Below are 14,934 nucleotides of genomic sequence, written 5' to 3' on the forward strand. Positions count from 1 at the left end.
TGCTCCCGGGGTGCCGGGCCGCGAGCCGGGTGCGAGCCTCGGGAAGTGATCCGGGAGCTGAGGACGAACACTGCCGCGCTGCCCGCGCTGCTGCTCCTCCTCTTCGTCCTGCTCCAGGTCTTCGCCCTCCCGGCGAGCAGCTTCAGCAACGACAGCTACCGCTACGACCTGCTGGCCCGTGAGTACGCGGGCCAACCCGCCGTCGCGGCGCAGCGCGCTGCCGACGCCGACTACTGCGCCGAGTCGGCGCGGGCGGAGCTTCGAGGACGACTGGTCCTGCCCGCTGCCGCCTCCTTCCCCGCGCCCGCGCCCGTCGCGGCCGAGGCCGCCGCCTGCCGGGCGCGGCTCGGTGCGACAGTGCTGCCGCCGAACGACCCGCGCTACACGCGGATCTTCTCCACTCGGCCCGGCTACCCGCTGCTCGCGGCGCCCGCTGTCGCGCTCCTCGGCGGACCGACCGGGCTGCGGGTCACCTCGGTGCTGCTGACGGGCCTCGCCGGCACGCTCGTCTTCGCGACGCTCCGCGTCGTCCTCCCGGCCGCGCGCAGGCTCGTCGCGGCGGTCGGGCAACTGCTCTGCTATCTCTGTCCCACCGGCGCGTACGGCGTGCGGCCGCTCTCCGAGGGGGCGGCACTGCTGTGTCTGACGACGGGTCTGCTCGCGGTGGCGCTCTGCTGCGAGCGGCGGCGACCACGGCTGTGGGCCGGAGGCTCGCTGCTCGCCGCCGCCTACCTTGCCCTCGGCCTCGTCCGGTACGCCGAGGTGCTGCCGCTCGCGCTCGTCACGGCGCTGGGCTCGGCCGTCTGCCTGGCGCTGCGCCGTCGCGGGGACCGGGCCGGAGCGCGAGGGGGAGGCGCGGTGGTGGTCGGCGCGGTCTCGCTGGCCGCGCTCGCGGGGCTCGCCGCCGCGACCGCGACGTTGCGCCTGCCCTCGCTCGCGGTGAGCCTCGACGACCTCTTCTCGGCGCACTTCACCCGGCCCCTCGCGCCCGACGCGGGCGCCCGGCTCGGGGTGCTGAACCTGCGCATGTGGTGGCAGTGGGCGCAGGGCACCGCGACGACGCCGGTGCTGCCTCTGGCGCTGCTGCTCGGAGCGCTCGGGCTGCGGCGCGCGCCGGGACCGGTCGCCGCCTACGCGGCGGGCTGCGCGGTCACCGGGATCGCGTCCGTCGTGGCCCATCCACTGACGTACGAGGCGGACCGGCTGATGACGCCGATCTGGCTGCCGGTGATCGTCGGACTCCCGCTCTGGCTCGCCACGGTGAACTTCACTCGACGGGTGAATGAACACCCGTCATCCCAGGGCTTGGCGTCTACACGCTTGTAGTAATTTCGGGCTGCTTGACGTCCCGTCCCTCCAGCAGCCCAAGGTCGCCATACCGATGTCCGTGCTCACCTATCCCGAAGCGATCGGCGTCGGCCTGCTGCAGGGCGTCACCGAGTTGTTTCCGGTCTCCAGCCTCGGCCACAGCATCCTGATACCCGCACTGCTCGGCAAGCCGTACTCGGACGACCTGAACGTCGCCGGCGAGCAGTCGCCGTACCTCAGCGTCCTGGTCGGGCTGCACCTCGCCACCGCCGTGGCGCTGGTCGTCTACTTCCGCAAGGACTGGGCGCGGGTGCTGCAGGGGCTGTTCAGCTCGATCCGGGAACGGCGGATCGAGACGGTCAACCAGCGGCTCGCCTGGCTGCTGATCGTCGCGACCATCCCGGTCGGCGTCGCGGGCATCGCGCTGGACAAGGTCTTCCGCGAGAACCTGGGCAAGCCGATCCCGGCCGCGTTCTTCCTGATGCTGAACGGCTTCGTGCTCTTCTTCGCCGAGCGGCTCAAGCGCGGCGGCACCGGCCGCCGCCGGGCCGGTGACGGCTCGATGCCGGGCGACGAGGAGCTGCACCCCGATGTCATCTCGGACCGGCGCATCGTCAAGCTCGGCTGGGCCAGCGCGCTCTGGGTGGGCGCCGCGCAGATCCTGGCGCTGCTGCCGGGTATCAGCCGCTCCGGCGTGACCATGAGCGCCGGCATCTTCAAGGGCCTGCGCCACGAGGACTCGGCCCGCTTCGCCTTCCTGCTGGCCACCCCCGCGATCGGCGGCGCGGCCCTGCTGAAGCTTCCCTCGCTCGCGGGCGCGCAGGGCGCGGGCATCCACGGCCAGCTGCTGGTCGGCAGCATCTGCGCCTTCGTAGCCGGCTACGTGGCGGTGCGCTTCCTCGACAAGTACTTCGAGACCAAGACGCTGACGCCGTTCGCGATCTACTGCTTCCTCGCAGGCGCCGGCAGCCTTGTCTACCTCTCCCTGTAGGACCCCGGTAGGACCGGAGCCGGCCGGGCCGGGCCGGAGGGTCGGCTGTGGCGCGCCGGTGACGGCGCGTCGGGCCCGTTCGGCGGGCGGCCGGATGCTGCACTGGACCACGTGCGACCACTTCGTGCCCCGACCGCTCCGCCCGCTCCGCCCGCTCCGCCCGCTTCGCCCGCTCTGACCGCCCCGGCTGCCCCGACGCCGCCCGCCCGCCTCCGCGCGACGTTCCCCGCGCGGGTCGGCGCGCTGCTCCTCGCGCTGTCGTTCGGGCTGTCGTTCGGGCTGACGGGCTGCGTGCGGGTGGACGGGGGCGGCGTCGCGCTCGCGCCGCACTACGCGAAGCCCTTCGTCAGCGTCTCCCCGGTCCCACCCGCGCCGGTGCCGACGGACTACGCCCCCGGGGTGGACGCCTCCGCCGCCGTCGCGGGGGCGCTGGCCCAGTCCCGCCGGGACGGGCGGCCGGTGCTGGTGGAGTTCGGGGCCGACTGGTGCGTCGACTGCCAGGCGCTGGGCCGCCGGGTCGCCGACCCGGCCGTGCGGCTCGTCCTCCAGCGCGACTACCGCCTGGTCACCGTCGACATCGGGCACTACGACCGCAACGGCGCGCTGGCCGCACGCTGGATCGACCTCAAGCGCAGCGGCATCCCCGCGCTGGTGGTGCTCAACCCCGACGGCACCGTCCGGGCCACCACCCAGGACGGCAGCTTCGCGAACGCGCGCAAGCTCTCCTCGGACGATGTCGCGAGCCGCCTCGTCGCCTGGCTCTACCCCACTTCCCGATCATGACGAGATTCGCTCGAAGTCATGAAACGCCCCGGCTTTGCTGGATGGTGCGGGTACGCACCTGATCTGATGTCGCCACAGGCGCTCGCGCGCCCGGAAGGCGGTGTCCGATGACGAACCCTCTCGCGCTCCTGACCACCATGACGGCGGCCGCCCAGCGGCGGCTGCTCTGGATCATGCTGCTCGCCTACGCCTTCGCCGTGGGTTGGCCCGAACCGGGCCTCGCGCTGCGCGCGGTGACGCCGTTCCACGTCGGCGGCGCGGCCGTGCCGCTCCAGGCCGGGCTGCTGGCTGCCATGGTGTTCAACGCCGGCCTCACCGCCCGTACGGAGGCCCTGGCCGCCCTGCTGCGGCACCCCAGGGCGCTGCTTGTCGGCATCGCCGCCAACGCGCTGCTGCCCACCGTCCTGCTCGCCCTCGGCGCGGTGGCCGCCGACGGCTGGCACAGTCCGCGCGAGGCGCAGAGCCTGCTGGTCGGGCTGGTCCTGGTCGGCGCGATGCCGGTCGCGGCCGGCGCCACCGTCTTCGCCCAGGGCAGCGAGGGCAACGCCACGCTGACGCTGGGGCTGGTCATCGGCAGCACCCTGCTCAGTCCGCTGACCATCCCGCTCGGCCTGCACCTCGGCGGCTTCCTCGCCGCCGGCCCCTACGCCGCTGATCTGCACGCCGCGGCCGCGCACGCCTGCGTCGTCTTCGCCGTCCTCGCGGTCGTCCTGCCGTGCGCCCTGGGCCTCGCTCTCGGGCGGTTGCTGAGCGCACGCCGCCCGGCGCTGCTCGCGGCCGCGGTTCCGGTGGTCAAGGCGGGGAACCTGGGCGTGGTCGTGCTGCTCAGCTACACCAACGCCTGCGGCGGGCTCGGACAGGTGGTCGCGCGGCCCGATCCGGACTTCCTGCTGCTGGCGGCCGTCGCCGCCGCGGCGATGTGCGGGGGCTCGTTCCTGACGGGCTGGGTGCTGGCCGCCCGGCTCGGCCTGCCGCGCGCCGACGCCATCGCGCTGGCCTACGCGTCCGGGATGAACAACAGCAGTGCGGGCGCGGTCGTCGCCGCGACCAGGCTCCCGGGCAACCCCGCGGTCCTGGTGCCGATCCTGGCCTACAGCCTGCTGCAGAAGGTCATGGCGTCCCTGCTCGGGTCCTTTGTCCGCCATGCCCGATTCGGTAACGAGAGCTCAGCCGTTCCGTGAGCGGCGGGCCCTGTGGTCCCAACTGCACCCCGGGAAACACTTGGATTCAGACCGCTTTAGTATTAACTTTCCATAACAGTACGCGCGGACGTCGTGCGTATCGCCTAATCCGTATGGAACCGGGGACCCAACGTACCTGGGGTGCATCGGCCTTGCGGCCGTAGGAGACCTCCCTCTCCGAACCCGTCAGCTAACCCGGTCGGCGTAGGGACGGAAAGGAGCACGCCAGTCATGGCGGCATACCCGGCCGAGGTCCAGACCCCGGCGCCGACCGACCAACCCGTCCTCGCCGTGCCGCGGCAGCGCGGCGCCGCGCTGGGCCTCGCGGCCATGGCCGTGGGAGCCAGCAGCGTGATCGGCCTCGCCGGCCCCGCGATGGCGGCCGAGCACGCCGAGCACGGCGGCGCGACCGGCTCCCTCTTCGTCGACGAGCACGCGGGCGCGGCCTCCACGGCCCACGCCTCCGACGCGGGCACCGCGCTCCTCGACCGCATCCGTACCCAGGGGGCGCCGGACCATTCCGCAGCCGCCCCAGCCGCTCCGACGACGGCGCAGTCCGTCCGCCTCGAGGCCGCAGCCGCGGCCTCCGCGAAGGCCGCGGCGGCCGAGCGCGTGCGGGCCGTCGGCCCGCTCGTCCCGCCGATCGCCTGCGCTTCGACCGGGCTCGGACGTGACGCCTCGTACTGGTCCCACCTGCACCCCGGTCAGGACTTCCCGGCCCCCGCAGGCACGCCGGTCCGCGCGGTCGGCGCCGGGGCCGTCACCTCCGCCGGCTGGGCCGGCAGCTACGGCTACCGCGTGGTCCAGACGCTGCCCGACGGCACGGAGATCTGGTACTGCCACCTCTCCGCGATCGCCGCCACCGCGGGCTCCGTCCAGGCCGGCCACCCCCTCGGCCGCGTTGGCTCCTCCCGAGGCTTCACCACCCCCCACGTCTACATCGAGGTCCGCCCCGACGGCGCCGACCCCGTCGACCCCTCCGCGTGGTTCGCCGCGCACGGCCTCAGCATCTGAGCCTCAGGGGCGCAGCACTACTCAGGGGCGCGACGAACGGCGCGACATGCCACCGACGTCCGGATGGTCCTCAACGTTCAGGGCCATCCGCACAGGGTGGTTTCTCGCGCAGTTCCCCGCGCCCCTGAGGTGTTGCCACTACTTCCGGTCGGCGACGGCCCAGCTCGCGAGGGCGACGGTGCCGGCCACCGTCAGGACGGACGGCCACGCGCCCAGCTTCTTCGCCAGCGGGTGGGAACCCGCGAACGCGGCCACGTAGAGGCCGCCCAGCGCGGCGGCCGCCTTCGGGCCCGCCGCCCTGCGCCACTGCCATGCGGCCACGCCGCCCGCCGTGGCGAGCGCCACGCCGCCGAGCTCGCGGCGCTTCGTCGCGCGGGCGACGGCGTAGCCGCCGACGAGACCCGTGGCGGCGACGAGCGAAGAGGGGACCTCGGCCATGGAAAGTGAACCTCCGTCAGTCAGTGGTCAGTTCGTGCGCGTGTTGTGCAGGTGGAGTCCGATGTAGCCGATGTAGACCCGGCCGCTGCCCGAGCAGTCGTCGTGGTAGTGCAGGCGCGGAGCCGTGCCGCCACCGCCTATTCGCAGGTGGGCGCCCATGAAGACGCGGCCCGACGGGTCGACCTCGACCGGGACCGGCAGCTGGCGTTCCCGCTTCCACTTGGCGTTCGTGCTCACCGTCCGGGACTCGCCGCGGATCACCTTGCGCGGTGGGAAGGGGTGGCAGTCGGGCGGGGTGTTCTCGCACCAGCTGCGGAAATCGCCGCCCGCGGAGCCGGACTTGGCCGACTCGGCGTAGTCCTGCAGGGCCATCAGCGCGTCCCAGGTCATCCGGACCCAGGTGGGGTGGTCCGTCTGCTCGTCCAGCTCCTTGGTCAGCCGGGCGTCACCGGTGAACGCGAGCTGCGGGAACTCGTCCAGACGGTCCAGCAGCTCCGCGAAAGTCGCGGGCTCGGAGTCCTGCGGGCGCACGGGGCGGCCGGAGAGCGTGCGCAGCTTCGTGCGGACCGCGCGCAGCTCGCTGTACTGTTCGTCGTACTCGGCGGCCAGCAGCGACTCCCGCTCCTCCGCGGCGCGCAGCCAGCGGCGGACCTCCTGCAGCTCCTCCGCTCGGGCCCGCTGCTCGTGGGCCTCCTCCTCCTCGTGGTCCACCAGCAGGCCGCCGGGCTGGATCGCGTCCGCCTCGGGCAGGCCCTCGGGACGCAGCGGAGGCAGGCCGACCAGCTGGTCCGCCAGCGGCGCCTGCACGGCGAGCCGACGCGGCAGCCAGGCCAGCAGGCCGGATGCGCGGCGCAGGTTCTCCTCGATCGTCGTGCGGGACATCACCCGGTGCCGGGCCGCCTCCGGCGCCCATGCCGGATCAAGGCCCGGGAGGTACGTGCGGACCGCACCGCCGTAGACGCGGTGGTGCTCGAGCGCCGTGTTGAACGCGCGTTCCGCGCCGGGGGAGAGCGCGTAGAGGACGGCGATCCCGCTGCAGCTGCGCAGCAGCGGGTCGACGGTGTCGTCGAGCCAGTCCTCGAAGTCGGTGTGGAGAGGGGTGCTGGCGACGACGATGGGCAGCCGCCGGTCCGGGTCGCACAGCTCGTCGAGGATGTCGTCGACGTCGCCCCGCTCGATCACGCCCGGCAACGCGTGCACCCGCGCTGAGCCGGGCTGTTCGCCCTCCGTCGCGTCCAGCACGTCCAGCAGCCCGCGGGCGAGCGCCGGCACGGGCGCCTTCGCGGGCTCCTCGCCGCGCACCGGCAGCTGCTCGGCGTCCAGCTGCACCCAGGTGCGGCCGTCGCGCGCGGTGGCGACGGTCAGCGAGGTCTGCCAGATGCCCTGCACGGTGAACTCGCGCAGCCGCCAGCGGGCCAGCCGCCCCTGCACGGCCTTGCCACGGGCCACCTGGTCCAGCACGGCCTGCGGTCCGACGCGCCGTCGTCCGTTCCCGGAACCCGGTTCGTCGTAGTGCAGCGCCTTGAGCCACTGCCGCAGCTGCTGTTCGGCCAGGGCAACAGTCTCCTGATGCCCGTGCCCACTGGTCACGGCCATCCGGTAGATGCCATCGGTCACCGGCGCTGCCTCCTGACGCTGTGTCGGCGTCGCCGCACATCGATGTGCGGATATTCAGAACAACGCGGCAGGGGGTCCGGATGGTTCCGGTACGGCCGAAGTCGCTGGTGGGGCGCTGATGGTCACCGCTCGGCGGCGGGCTGCTGCTGCTCCGGCCCCTGGTCCTCCGCCTGCTCCTCCGCCTGGTCCTTCGCTCGCTCGGGCGCGGGCGTCCCGGGCCGGGTGACGGGGTACGACGGGCCCTGCGGGTACGGCTGCGGCAGCGCGGGCTGGTACGGGTGGGGCTGGTACGGCTGGACCTGCGGGTACGCGTACGGCTGCGGGTACGGGCGCTGGGCATACGGTCCGGGCTGCGCGTAAGGGCCAGGCTGGGCGTAGGGCCCCGGCCGACCGTACGGCCCCGGCTGTCCGTAAGGGCCGGGCTGCGGGTACGGGCCCGGCTGCGCGTACGGGCCCGGCTGTGCGTACGGGCCCGGCTGCGCGTACGGACCGCCGTACCCCTGGGCGGGCACCTGCGCGGGCATGCCCATCGGCACCCCCATGGGTACCGGGCCAGGGCGACCGAACGCGGGCATCAGCGGCGGGTGCTTGCGGAACCACTCCTGCTCGCCGACGCGCGCGAACACCGTCGAGACCGCGTCCTTCCGCTCCCACAGATGGTGCAGTAGCTCCTGCTCGCGCTCCGTGAAGTGCTGGACGGCCAGCCCGCGGGCCACCCGCTCGCGCAGCAGGGCCAGCGAGGTCGCGAAGGACAGGTACTCGCGCATGGCCCGGTCCCCGGCCGGACCCTGCTGGAACCGGGCCAGGGCGCGGGCCTGCTTGCGGGTGCGCATCGACGACATGACGACGGGGACTGGCGAGCTCATCCAGCCCGCCGTCACGTACACCGCCAGCTGGCGGCCGACCGTGCGCAGCTCGTTGCCGCGCGCCCAGACCAGCAGCCACACCATCAGCGCGAAGACCGGGACCATGAAGAGGAAGTAGACGCCGAGGAACCCTGCTGCGCCCAGCGAGGGCGAGCTGTTCCAGGTGCCGTGCATCAGCATGGCGAAGATCCAGCCCGCGATCGGCGCGCAGATCCGCTGCCAGCGCTTGCGGCTGATCGCCGCCACACCGAAGCCGACCGCGGTCATCGACGTGAACAGCGGATGCGCGAAGGGGGACATCACCTCGCGCATCAGGAAGGTGAAGACGGTGACCACGACGGCGCTGCCGCCGTCCGGGCTGCCGTCGGCGACCGAGCGGCCGATGTAGAGGATGTTCTCGGTGAAGGCGAAGCCGGTCGCGGTGAAGCCCGCGTAGACCGCGCCGTCGACGATGCCGGTGAAGTCGCGGCGGCGGAACAGGAAGATCAGCAGCAGGGCCGAGCCCTTACAGGTCTCCTCGACCAGCGGTGCGACCAGGCTGGCGCTGAGGGTCTCCCCGCCGCCCACCTGATGGCTGATCAGTTCCGTGGTGGCCCAGTCGTTGGCCAGCAGTGCGACCAGCGTGGCCGCGCAGGCGCCCCAGCCGAAACAGAAGAGCAGCAGCTTCCACGGCTTGGGCTCGACCCGGTCGAGCCAGTAGAAGGCGCCAAGGATCAGCGGCACCGGCAGCACGGCCAGCGAGACGCCGATCAGGAAGCCGGAGGTGCCGGTCATCTTCTGCAGCTTGGCGAGGATGACCACCCCGCACAGCGCCAGCACCAGCACAACCGCGAGCAGGCGCAGCCACCGGTTCTCCAGCAGGTTGCGTCGCACCTTGTAGCGGAAGCTGGTCGGCGGGCTGAACGGCAGCGCGTCCGTGCCGCCGGCCTGCGGCGCCGCCGGCAGTCCTTCGGGCAGCACCGCGGCGTCGACGGCATCGGTGGGAACGACGGAATCGGCGGGGTGCGGTTCGGGTATCGGACCGGCTGCCGCGACGGCCGCGGGCTCCTCGTACTCGCTGCTCACCCCACGACCTTAGCGGTGGCGCGGAGCGGCCGGTAAGCAGTTCCTGCGGGTCAGACCGTCAGACCCGGCGGAACAGAACATCCCGGACGACGTGACCCTTGGCCAGACCCTGCCGCTCGAACTTTGTCACCGGCCGCCACTCGGGACGCGGCGCGAAGTCGGCGTGCAGGTTCGCCAGATCGGCGGAGCCGCCCAGCACCTCGAGCATCTGCTCCGCGTAGGGCTCCCAGTCGGTCGCGCAGTGCACCGTCGCACCCGGGCGCAGCCGGGAGGCGGCGAGCGAGACGAACTCCGGCTGGATCAGCCGGCGCTTGTGGTGGCGAGCCTTGGGCCATGGGTCCGGGAAGAAGATCCGCAGCCCCTCCAGGCTCTCCGGCGCGAGCTGGTCGCGCAGCAGCACCACCGCGTCGCCCTCCGCGAGCCGGACGTTGTCCAGCGCGTCGGACTCGATCCGGCGCAGCAGGTTGCCGTGCCCCGGCGTGTGGACGTCCACGGCGAGCACGCACCGCTCGGGCTCCGCGGCGGCCATGGTCGCGGTCGCGTCCCCCATGCCGAAGCCGATCTCCAGCACGACCCGCGCGTTCGCCCGCCCGAACCACTCGTCCAGGTCCAGCTGCCGCTTTCCGTCGACGCGGATGCCGTACCGGTCCCACGACCGCGCCAGCGCGTCGTGCTGAGCGGTGCTCATGCGCCCCTTCCGCGGGTGGAAACTGCGGATCCGCCGCTCCTGATGCAGTTCGGGCGAGACGGGCGCCCCCGGACGTGCGTCGTCGGGGGCTATGGCGGGGGCGGTGGTCTGGCTGGTCACAATGCGCTCCAGTCTACGGAACCCGCAAAGGGCCCTCGGGGGCACGCGTCCCTTCCTCTGCGTGCCGCGCAGCGCATGGGCGCTCGGCCGCGCGCGGGGAACCCGCCGGAGGCGCGGTTCCGGGCTCCCCTCGGGTCCGAGAGCCCGGCCCCCTTCGTCCATGCGCTCTCGCGCGGCAACCGTGCCGGGGCGTGCTGCTGGGCCGCTCACGCCGGGGGCGGGGGACCCGCCTGCGGCACCGGGTCCGCGCATCCGCACAGCGAGGCCCGCGCTTGCGCCCGTGCGCGCCGGGTCCCCGGGGCGCGCTGCTCGGCCGTCGGCGCCGGTGGCTCCGGCCCCTCGGCGCAGGAGCCACGCTGGCGCGGCCGTTGCCGCGTGCCTGCGCGCAGGGGCGCATCCGCGTGTCAGGCGTCCAGGGCGGTCAGGGTGCGGGAGGCGATCTCGCGGCCGATGAGGAGGGAGGCGGTCGCCGCAGGGGAGGGGGCGTTGAGGACGTGGACCGTGCGCGGGCCCTGGGCGAAGGCGAAGTCGTCGACCAGCGCACCGGTGCGGTCGACCGCCTGGGCACGGACGCCCGCGGGAGCGGGGACGAGGTCGTGCTCGGTGATGTCCGGCAGCAGGCGGCGCAGGGCGCGCGTGAACGCGCGGTGACTGAGGGAGCGGTGCAGCTCGACCGCCTCCGCGCGCCAGTGGCGGGACGCGAGGGACCAGGTGCCCGGCCAGCTCACCGTCTCGGCGAGGTCCCGCACGCTGATCCGCCCCCACCCGTACCCCTCGCGGGCCAGCGCCGGCACGGCGTTCGGGCCCACGTGGACCCCGCCCACCAGGTCGCGGGTCAGGTGCACGCCGAGGAAGGGGAACGCCGGGTCCGGCACGGGGTAGACGAGCCCGCGCACGAGCGCGGCCGCCCCGGGGGAGAGCGCGAAGTACTCGCCGCGGAACGGCACGATGCGCAGCCCGGGCTCGTCCCCGGCCAGCCGCGCGACCCGGTCGCTGTACAGACCCGCGCAGTTCACCAGCGCGCGGGCGCGGACCTCGCCGAGGGACGTCGTGACCGTCACCCCGTCCGCGCGGCGGTCGATCGCGGTGACCGCGTTCCCGGTCCGGATCCGCGCCCCCGACAGCTCCGCGTACCGCTCGGCGACGGCGGGGAAGTCGGCGAGGCCCGTCGTCCCGACGTGCAGCGCGGCGACCCCGCGCACGTGCGGTTCGTACGCCGCGATCTCGCCCGCGGCCAGCTCGCGGATCGGCAGTCCGTGCTCGCGGCCACGCTCCGCGAGGGCGCGCAGCCGGGGCAGTTCGGTCTCGTCGACGGCGACGACGAGCTTGCCGGTCACCTCGTGCGGCAGGCCCTGCTCCTTGCAGAACTCCACCATCTCCGCCGCGCCGGCCAGCGCGAAGCGCGCCTTCAGCGAGCCGGGCTTGTAGTAGAGCCCGCTGTGGATCACGCCGCTGTTGTGCCCGGTCTGGTGCGCGCCGAGCCGCGGCTCCTTCTCCAGCACGATCACGTCCGCGTCGGGCCGCGCGAGGCTCAACGCGTATGCGGCACTGAGCCCGACGATCCCGCCACCGATGATCACGACGTCGCAGTCGTAGGAGGAACCCATGCGGGAACTCTAGTTGGAGCAGTCCGAGGGCGCTGGGCTCTGCGAAGAAGCGGCGCGGACAAGCGGTGCTGACGTGCGGTGCTGCCGTGCGGTGCGGACCTGCGGCTACGCCGGCGCCGCCAGGGTCAGCCTCGCCCGCTCGACGAGCTCCTCGGCGATGCGCTCGCCCTTGAAGCGGTCCAGCCGCTTGAGCATCTCGCCCAGGTACTCCCGGGTCCGTTGCGAGGAGATCCTTCCGGCCACGTCCAGCGCGCGGTTGCCCGCCGCGACCGCGCGTTCCAGCTCACCCTCGTCGAGCTCGGCCATCGCGGAGACGATGAGGCGCAGGCCGTGCGAGCGCACGTACTCCTCGGTGGGGCGTGCCAGCGCGCGCTCGGTGAACTCGCGGACCTTGCCCGGCATGCCGAGGTCGCGGAAGCCCTCCGCGGCGTCGGCCGCGAGGCGGTCCCAGGTGTAGAAGTCGACCCAGGCCGGGTCCGGATCCCCGGCCCGGGAGCGTTCCAGCCAGCTCTCGGCCGCCGCGAGCGCCGCCGCGCAGGCCGTCGCGTCGCCCGCCCGGGCGTGGGCTCTGGACTCGACCAGACGGAAGAAACTCATGGTGCGCGCGGTCGCCAGACCGCGGTTGCGCTCCACCGCCGCCTGCGCCAGGTCGACACCCTCCTCCGCCGCGCCGCGGTAGGTGGCCTGGAGGCTCATCGAGGCGAGCACGTAACCGCCCAGCGGCACGTCCGCCGCCGCGCGGGCGAGCCGGAGCGCCTGGATGTAGTAGCGCTGCGCGGCCTCGTGCTGGCCGGTGTCGAAGGCCATCCAGCCGGCCAGGCGGCTCAGCTCCGCCGTCGCGCCGAACAGCGCGCGTCCCACCTCGTCGCTGTACGAGGCGAGCAGCAGCGGCGCCGCGTCCCGGCGCAGGCACTCGGGGACCATGGAGGAGCGCCAGTCGCCGCCGCCGTAGCGGGAGTCCCAGCGGCGGGCCTCCTCCGCCGCCATGCGCAGCTTCGCCGCGTCGGCGTGGCCCACGCGGTACGGGCGGCCCCGCGTGTCGGCGAGGCGGGCCAGGTCGGAGGGCTCGTGCACGTCGGTGAACGAGGCGGCGGCCGTGGCCTCGCGGGCGACGGACCCGTCGACGGGCGTGATCAGCCAGCGTGAGACGGGTGTGGCGTACGCGGCGACGGAGAAGGTGCCGGCCAGGCTGTCCCACCACCCCGGGCCGGTCGCACCGGGTTTGCGCGCGCGCCCGGGATCGAGACGCCACAGCTCCGTGGCGGCCCGCACCGCCGCGGGGACGTCGCGCGGGAAAGAGAGGCCGACCTCCGGCGTGGGATCGGCGCTGCCCAGGCCGATCTCCTCCAACGGGACGCTCCGGCCGAGCTTGCCGCCGATCGCCGTCGCGATCAGGTGCGGCACGGGACCCTGCGGGACCATGCCCTTGGTGACCCACCGGGCCACCGACGTCTTGTCGTAGCGGAACGTCAGGCCCCGCTGTGCGCCGAGATCGTTGACCCGCCGGGCCAGCCCGGCGTTGCTGATGCCCGCGAGCGCCAGCAGGGAGCCCAGCTTCTCGTTCGGTCCGCGCCCGTTGGCCACCATTCCCGGCTGCACCCCCTCGACTGCCCGGCCCGACCGCTGCGACCGCCGCGACTGCCCCGGCGGCCCTGACTGTTCTGATTCTGATCCGACTACCCTTGGAGGGGAGCCCCTTGACGGGATATCACCCATCCTGACTGATAACACCCAGAGTAGTTCCCCGGGTTCCCAGGGTTAAGGGGTCTTGTACCGGATGGCGGGAACCGGTACCGGCCACGGCCGAGACGACCGGCGTCCCGCCTGCGGGATTCCCTCCGAGCGAACCGCACAGACGTGCGGCGGATGTCTGGCGTATGCCCCTGGCGCGTGCGGCGGTGCGCCCCGCCGTGCCCCCTCCCTGACGTGCAGTCGCGGCAGTTGCATGGTGGCGTGGGTCGGCCTGCCGTCGAGGACCCGGCGGGTCGGGGGACGCCGCCGCCGTACATCCCCGCGCGGCGGCGGACCGGCCCGGGGGGTGTGCGGACACCCCCCGGGCCGCGAAGTCACCGCGCAGTTCGGGGCGGGCGTGGGGCTCGTCCGTCCGGGCCCTCCCGGTCCGCGGCCCCAGGGGTCGGGGCCCGGACCAGGGAGGGGATGGCCCGGAGCCCGACCTGCCACGTGTGGATCTTGGGTGGTTTACTCAGGTTTTCGCTGGATTTGTTGCACCTTCGAGCTGATGGATGATCAACGACCGGGCTGTGAACGTAAGTCGATCTCCGCGAGGCCGCCGACGTGCGCGCCGTGAGCTGGCACCATGTGAGCTGACGGCGCGGCACCGTGCTGCCTTGCCGGGGAGGCGACGATGCGGTGGGTGGTGGGCTGGAACGGCGTGCGCGGCAGGGCCGGGCAGGAGGCCGCTGCGTTGCGGCCGGTCGGCGGGCGCCTGCTCTGGCCCGGGAACGACCCGCTGTGGGTCGTCGGCGACTGGCGCCCCGACGAGATCCGCGGCGTCGCGGTCTACCGCCACCGCCGGCATCACCGGCACGTCGTGCAGAACGGCTTCCCTGACTTCGAGGAGCTCCCCGCCCCGTTCGAGACCGGGGCGCCCACGCCCGCGTTCCCGCCGGACGACGGCGCGCTGGCCCGCCTCTTCGTCCTCGGCCGCTGCGGCGCGGCCGACTCCGCGCTGCGCACCGCCCTGCTGGCCACCAGCGGCGGCGCCCTGCGCCATCTGACCACCTGGCCCGGCAGCTACGTCGTCGTCCTGCAGCAGGGCACCCGCGTCGCCGTCCTGGGCGATCTTGCCGGTGTCCAGCCCGTCTACTACACCGGCTGGCGCGGCGGCACCGCCTGGGCGACGGCGGCGCTGCCGCTCGCCGACCTGGTCGAGGCGCCAGTCGACCACGTCCATCTCGCCGCACGGCTGGCCCTGCCGGACTCCCCGGAGGGGGTCGGCGACACGAGCCCGTTCCTCGGCGTGCGCCGGGTCACGCCGGGGCAGGCGCTCAGCATGCGCGCCGGGGCGCCGGACGTCGCCGCCTACGAGCCGCTGCCGGGCGGGATCGGCAGCTACGAGATGACCGAGGCCTCGGCGACCGCCGAGGTCACCCGCTCTCTGCTCGAGTCCGTCCGGTTGCGCGTGCGCACGCCCGCGCCGCGCGCCGCTTTCGGCGTCGGCATGCTCCGCGCGGCGTCGGGTGAGGCGGTCGCAGGCGCGGTCGGCGCGGTCGGCGCGGTCGGCGCGGCGGAGGGC

General features: G+C 73.9%; 12 protein-coding genes and 1 riboswitch. Of the genes, 6 read left to right on the forward strand and 6 right to left on the reverse strand.

The genetic code is table 11. The features are described 5' to 3' along the window. The first annotated feature begins 45 nt into the window (after positions 1-45). The 5 genes from TR48_RS31775 (at position 46) to TR48_RS39435 (ending at position 5,277) form a co-directional block, all read left to right on the forward strand. Positions 46-1,326: a hypothetical protein gene (locus TR48_RS31775; RefSeq protein WP_052443213.1), complete on the forward strand. Its 1,281-nt coding sequence runs from the start codon at positions 46-48 to the stop codon at positions 1,324-1,326. A gap of 55 nt (positions 1,327-1,381) precedes the next feature. Continuing rightward, positions 1,382-2,299, forward strand: a complete 918-nt coding sequence (locus TR48_RS31780; protein WP_042373812.1) for an undecaprenyl-diphosphate phosphatase — start codon at positions 1,382-1,384, stop codon at positions 2,297-2,299. 111 nt (positions 2,300-2,410) lie between these two features. After that, a complete protein-coding gene (locus tag TR48_RS39430; protein WP_052443214.1) occupies positions 2,411-3,082 on the forward strand; it encodes a thioredoxin family protein in 672 nt (223 codons plus the stop codon). A gap of 107 nt (positions 3,083-3,189) precedes the next feature. Then, the gene (locus TR48_RS31790) at positions 3,190-4,263 is read left to right on the forward strand and encodes a hypothetical protein (RefSeq protein ID WP_052443215.1); all 1,074 of its coding nucleotides are present in this window, start codon (positions 3,190-3,192) and stop codon (positions 4,261-4,263) included. Between the two features lie 91 nt (positions 4,264-4,354). Then, positions 4,355-4,483, forward strand: a riboswitch (cyclic di-AMP (ydaO/yuaA leader). A gap of 11 nt (positions 4,484-4,494) precedes the next feature. Continuing rightward, positions 4,495-5,277: a M23 family metallopeptidase gene (locus TR48_RS39435; RefSeq protein WP_052443216.1), complete on the forward strand. Its 783-nt coding sequence runs from the start codon at positions 4,495-4,497 to the stop codon at positions 5,275-5,277. Positions 5,278-5,415: 138 nt separating this feature from the next. On the opposite strand, the gene TR48_RS31800 is transcribed toward TR48_RS39435, so the two are convergent. The 6 genes from TR48_RS31800 to TR48_RS31825 form a co-directional block, all read right to left on the reverse strand. Then, on the reverse strand, positions 5,416-5,715 hold the full coding sequence (locus TR48_RS31800) for a hypothetical protein (RefSeq protein ID WP_042373813.1): 300 nt from the start codon (positions 5,713-5,715) through the stop codon (positions 5,416-5,418). 27 nt (positions 5,716-5,742) lie between these two features. After that, a complete protein-coding gene (locus tag TR48_RS31805; protein ID WP_052443217.1) occupies positions 5,743-7,332 on the reverse strand; it encodes a hypothetical protein in 1,590 nt (529 codons plus the stop codon). A 122-nt stretch (positions 7,333-7,454) separates the two neighbouring features. Beyond that, a complete protein-coding gene (locus TR48_RS31810) occupies positions 7,455-9,263 on the reverse strand; it encodes a PrsW family intramembrane metalloprotease (protein WP_052443218.1) in 1,809 nt (602 codons plus the stop codon). Between the two features lie 58 nt (positions 9,264-9,321). Continuing rightward, a complete protein-coding gene (gene trmB, locus TR48_RS31815; protein ID WP_439654512.1) occupies positions 9,322-10,071 on the reverse strand; it encodes a tRNA (guanosine(46)-N7)-methyltransferase TrmB in 750 nt (249 codons plus the stop codon). 404 nt (positions 10,072-10,475) lie between these two features. Next, the gene (lhgD, locus tag TR48_RS31820; RefSeq protein ID WP_042373814.1) at positions 10,476-11,678 is read right to left on the reverse strand and encodes an L-2-hydroxyglutarate dehydrogenase; all 1,203 of its coding nucleotides are present in this window, start codon (positions 11,676-11,678) and stop codon (positions 10,476-10,478) included. Positions 11,679-11,783: 105 nt separating this feature from the next. After that, positions 11,784-13,265, reverse strand: a complete 1,482-nt coding sequence (locus TR48_RS31825) for an NsdA family TPR-like regulatory protein (RefSeq protein WP_042373815.1) — start codon at positions 13,263-13,265, stop codon at positions 11,784-11,786. Positions 13,266-14,043: 778 nt separating this feature from the next. On the opposite strand from TR48_RS31825, the gene TR48_RS44560 reads away from it, so the two are divergent. Then, the coding region (locus TR48_RS44560; RefSeq protein ID WP_042373816.1) for a hypothetical protein at positions 14,044-14,934 on the forward strand (891 nt) is incomplete at its 3' end.

The sequence above is a fragment of the Streptacidiphilus neutrinimicus genome (assembly GCF_000787815.1).
Lineage (GTDB): Bacteria > Actinomycetota > Actinomycetes > Streptomycetales > Streptomycetaceae > Streptacidiphilus > Streptacidiphilus neutrinimicus.

Excerpts from the sequence above, each read along its gene's own strand:
- TR48_RS31780 (WP_042373812.1), top strand. The coding sequence starts at position 1,382 with ATGTCCGTGCTCACCTATCCCGAAGCGATCGGCGTCGGCCTGCTGCAG.
- TR48_RS31790 (WP_052443215.1), top strand. The coding sequence starts at position 3,190 with ATGACGAACCCTCTCGCGCTCCTGACCACCATGACGGCGGCCGCCCAG.
- TR48_RS39435 (WP_052443216.1), top strand. The coding sequence starts at position 4,495 with ATGGCGGCATACCCGGCCGAGGTCCAGACCCCGGCGCCGACCGACCAA.
- TR48_RS31800 (WP_042373813.1), bottom strand. The coding sequence starts at position 5,715 with ATGGCCGAGGTCCCCTCTTCGCTCGTCGCCGCCACGGGTCTCGTCGGC.
- lhgD (WP_042373814.1), bottom strand. The coding sequence starts at position 11,678 with ATGGGTTCCTCCTACGACTGCGACGTCGTGATCATCGGTGGCGGGATC.
- TR48_RS31825 (WP_042373815.1), bottom strand. The coding sequence starts at position 13,265 with ATGGTGGCCAACGGGCGCGGACCGAACGAGAAGCTGGGCTCCCTGCTG.